The sequence below is a fragment of the Mesorhizobium sp. M0174 genome, assembly GCF_040322275.1.
GTDB lineage: Bacteria > Pseudomonadota > Alphaproteobacteria > Rhizobiales > Rhizobiaceae > Mesorhizobium.
The window spans coordinates 1-3,504 of record NZ_JAMYTB010000055.1 but is presented as its reverse complement, the minus strand read 5'-3'; the positions used below and the strand labels follow the sequence as shown (position 1 = coordinate 3,504).

At 61.4% G+C, this 3,504-nt stretch carries 4 protein-coding genes and 1 tRNA gene; all 5 read right to left on the bottom strand.

Translation table 11 applies throughout. The features are described 5' to 3' along the window. Positions 1-112: 112 nt before the first annotated feature. Positions 113-188: transfer RNA gene (locus tag NKJ13_RS31365), tRNA-Trp, on the bottom strand. Positions 189-265: 77 nt separating this feature from the next. After that, on the bottom strand, positions 266-862 hold the full coding sequence (locus NKJ13_RS31360) for a hypothetical protein (RefSeq protein WP_352741124.1): 597 nt from the start codon (positions 860-862) through the stop codon (positions 266-268). 48 nt (positions 863-910) lie between these two features. After that, the gene (locus NKJ13_RS31355) at positions 911-1,393 is read right to left on the bottom strand and encodes a group II truncated hemoglobin (RefSeq protein WP_352509926.1); all 483 of its coding nucleotides are present in this window, start codon (positions 1,391-1,393) and stop codon (positions 911-913) included. Between the two features lie 118 nt (positions 1,394-1,511). Next, positions 1,512-3,203, bottom strand: coding sequence for a COG3904 family protein (locus NKJ13_RS31350; protein WP_352779545.1), 1,692 nt, complete (start codon positions 3,201-3,203; stop codon positions 1,512-1,514). Positions 3,204-3,361: 158 nt separating this feature from the next. Further along, positions 3,362-3,504, bottom strand: a 143-nt coding sequence (locus NKJ13_RS31345; protein WP_023796561.1) for an EF-Tu C-terminal domain-related protein, incomplete at its 5' end; no start/stop codon positions are given.

The window sequence follows — 3,504 nt, the reverse complement described above, 5'->3', positions numbered from 1 at the left end:
GACCTGGAACAGAGAACCTTGCAGACCATCGACAACCCGTTCGGCACGAGGTTGTCACCCATGTCTTAGGTACATTCTGTTACCCATGTCTCCGGGTCGTACCTTCGAAGAATGGCACGGGCAGCAGGGCTCGAACCTACGACCTGCGGTTTTGGAGACCGCCGCTCTACCAACTGAGCTATGCCCGTATGCGCATGTCGGCGCAGCAGGCGCTTCCTAAAAGCTTCCGCGCGCTCTGTAAAGAGCGACGTGCGCTACCCGGCCTTCATCTTCGAAAGTCCAGGCGTCCTCCCGGCCATTTCCCGTCGATCCGTTGATTGCTGACGATCAAGCCGACCCATGGACGCACGATTTTCGGGTCGGTCAGATTGATGTATTTTCCCACCAGCCCTTTCGCACCCTGGCGCTGGGCATCGATGAGCCCCTTGCGCACGCCATTATGCCAATCGAACAGCAGGTAAACCCTCTCTCCCGCCGTCTTCACCTCGCCCCGGCCAGACTTCCATTTATCCTCGGTATCGCCCGGGATCGTGGGATCGGCACCGCCGTTCCAACGGCTGGACCAGCTGCCTTCGATGGTGTCGTTGCGGTCGTGGTCGCTTTCGGTGCCCCAGGCCTCGGCATTTTCATCGCTTGGAGTTCCCTCCAGTTTCACGCCGGCGGCGAACGCCGACACCTCCTCGTCGTCGGGAGTGGGGACGTCCATGACGCCAAACGGATTTCGGATTCCGCGGTCGCTGTCAAAGACGCTGTTTGAATTTTTCTTGCCTTCCGATCTCATCGCAAAGCCTCCGGTTTTCAATGTGGCCGCGCCATTCGACGGCGACTTTAAACCGTTAGCCTGGAGGACCGAGACCTCCATAGCCACCCGTTTTCCTGGCCGGCAGGCTTTCGACCGATTCGCGCGCGGTCAGGTTCCCGAAGGCGGCTTGTAAGGCCCGCCCGGCACCCCCCAACCCCAGGCCGGCATTGGTTCCGTCTCGGGATCGCAGGTCGGGCCCTTGTTGGAATTCATCCTGGCCAGCCGCGATCCCCATTCGACATAGGCCATGAAAGCCGAGCGGAATTCGGGATCGTCAGGCAGCCCGATCTCGTCGGCGGCGTCGGCGAGAAGATTGATCCAGCGCCGGCGCTGCTCCTCGGTCAGATGCTTGCCGAGATGGTGCATCACCATCTCGCGATGGCCGCCATGCTTTTCGCTGTAGGTTTTCGGTCCACCGAAAACTTCGCCGATGAAGGCCGCGACGTGAGCGGGATGGTCCGGCGACATGTGCTTGAACACCGGCCCGACGATGGGATCCCGAGAGACGTTGTCGTAGAAGGTTTGGGTCAGGCGGTTCAGCGCTTCGGTGCCACCGGCCCATTCGAACAATGTCGGGGCATCCTGGCTCATTTGCTATCCCCCTATGCTGGTCTTCGCTGGACGATAGCGGAAATATCGAGCGCCGCTCAACCTGCCTCGATGGCCAGTCGGCCGCGGCTATCATGCCTGTCTTACGATTTGACCGGTCTTACGACTTGACCGGCGTGGTGGCCTGAGCCTTGGCGCCCGAGATCTCGCGGCAGTTCTCCGGCCTTGGCTCCGATCTGCAGATGCCAGGCCCGGTCAATTCGTCCGCGGACCCAGGCCCGGTCGTCAGCCCGACTTTCAGCATCATCTCTGGTTCAAGGTGCCGGTAGCGCGAGTATTGCGCCGATTGCATCGCCGAAAACATGCCGGGTCCAACAGTCATGTCCTCAAGATAGGCCTTGACCTTTTGCTCCTGCCGTACCGAATGCACGCTCAACTGTGCACGCGGGCCGACCAGGCATTTGACACCGCCGGCGAGCATGATCGGACAGGCCGAGCCGCAACCGCCGCCGGCATCGACCGTGAGCCCGTTGTAGACGCCGTCTTCGGCCGTGCAGTCGGCCTGCCGCGGCTCGCAGCCAATGAAATCCGTCCGCGCCACGGCGACGTCGAGCTTGCGTTCGCGGATCAGCCTTCCGGCCGCCAAAGCACCGAGCACGTCACCACCCCGCGAGTTGATGACGATGGGCAGGCGCCGGTCGCCGACGCTATCAAGCAGTTGGCGCAATTTTTCGGCCGTGTCAGCGGTAATCGTGCCTTCGGCCGAGATCCATTCCGGGCAATTGGGATTGCATAGCGGGTTGCTGCCGCGGACCAGGACGAAGCGCATGTCAGCGACCTCCTTCGCCGGCGGGGTTTCGAGCCCCAGAGGTGCAGGCTCGGCGCTCGCCACCACTTGCCCGGCCGGCTTCGCGATATTCGCCGGCGCCGGCACTTCCCTGCAACTCGCCGGCAACGGATCGGATTTGCACAGGGTTGGCGCGGTCAGCAGGTCGACGGCATCCAGACTGGTGACGAGATTCATTTGCAGCATATCGTGGGGAATCAGTTGCTGGATGCCGCTGGCCGGCGTGCTTTTCATGGTCTCAAGCACGCCCAGGCCGACGCCCATCTCCTTCAGATAGGCCGCCAGCTTCCGCTCCAGCGGTTTGTTCATTTCGTAGGTCTTGTAGCTGCCCGCGTTCTTCCGGCTGACGACCCTGGTACTGAGTATCTTCCTCTTGCCTTTCACCATGCGGTAGGTGGTGCGGTACAGCAATTTCGTCCGGACATAGGTCGTGGTGATCTGATGGACGCCGAGAAAGGCCCACTCCCCGACCACGCGCCGGATGCCACCGGAAAACATCAACGGGCAGGCGGAATTGCAGATGGCGCCGTTGCCATAGGCATCGCCGAAATAACGGGCGCCCTTGCCGTCGTTTTCCTTGCAGTTCTTCATATCTGGCAGGCAGCCGGCGAAGCGGGTTTTGCCGACGGCGATATCGAGCTTGTTCTTGCGGATCAGGCGACCAAGTGTCAGCGCCGCTTCGACATTGCCGCCAGGGGAATCGACGACGATCGGCAGCTTTCGGGCGCCAAGCGCCTTAAGCGTGCGCTTGAAAAGGGCCGGCGTGCCGGCTTCAATCGAGCCTTCCGCCGATATCCATTCCGGACAGGTCGGCTCGCAGCCCGGCGCGCTGCTGCGGACGACGACGAACCGCATCGTCGGGCCGAAATCCGGCGTGGATTTTTCCGGCGTGGATTTCTTTGCATCCACTGCGAAGGCAGCGTGGCCCATGGCAAGCAACGACACCAGGCAGATCAGCCCTAGCGACCACCATGCCTGACTATGCAAACGGCGCCATGGAACCATTTGGGCAGCCCCCTCGATGCAACCTATACTAGTTATGGCAGAGGCGCTTGCAACAGGATTTAAGGCAATGCGGTTAATCCATTGCCGGAATATCAGAATCAAAAGGGCGGCCCGAAGACCGCCCTTTCGCATCCGATCTCAACCGGCAGCGCCGACGATTACTCTTTGATGGTGACGACGATGCCGGCACCGACGGTACGGCCGCCTTCACGGATGGCGAAGCGCAGCTTCTCTTCCATGGCGATCGGCACGATCAGCTCGACATCGACGGTGATGTTGTCGCCCGGCATCACCATCTCGG

Excerpts from the sequence above, each read along its gene's own strand:
- NKJ13_RS31360 (WP_352741124.1), bottom strand. The coding sequence starts at position 862 with ATGGAGGTCTCGGTCCTCCAGGCTAACGGTTTAAAGTCGCCGTCGAAT.
- NKJ13_RS31355 (WP_352509926.1), bottom strand. The coding sequence starts at position 1,393 with ATGAGCCAGGATGCCCCGACATTGTTCGAATGGGCCGGTGGCACCGAA.
- NKJ13_RS31350 (WP_352779545.1), bottom strand. The coding sequence starts at position 3,203 with ATGGTTCCATGGCGCCGTTTGCATAGTCAGGCATGGTGGTCGCTAGGG.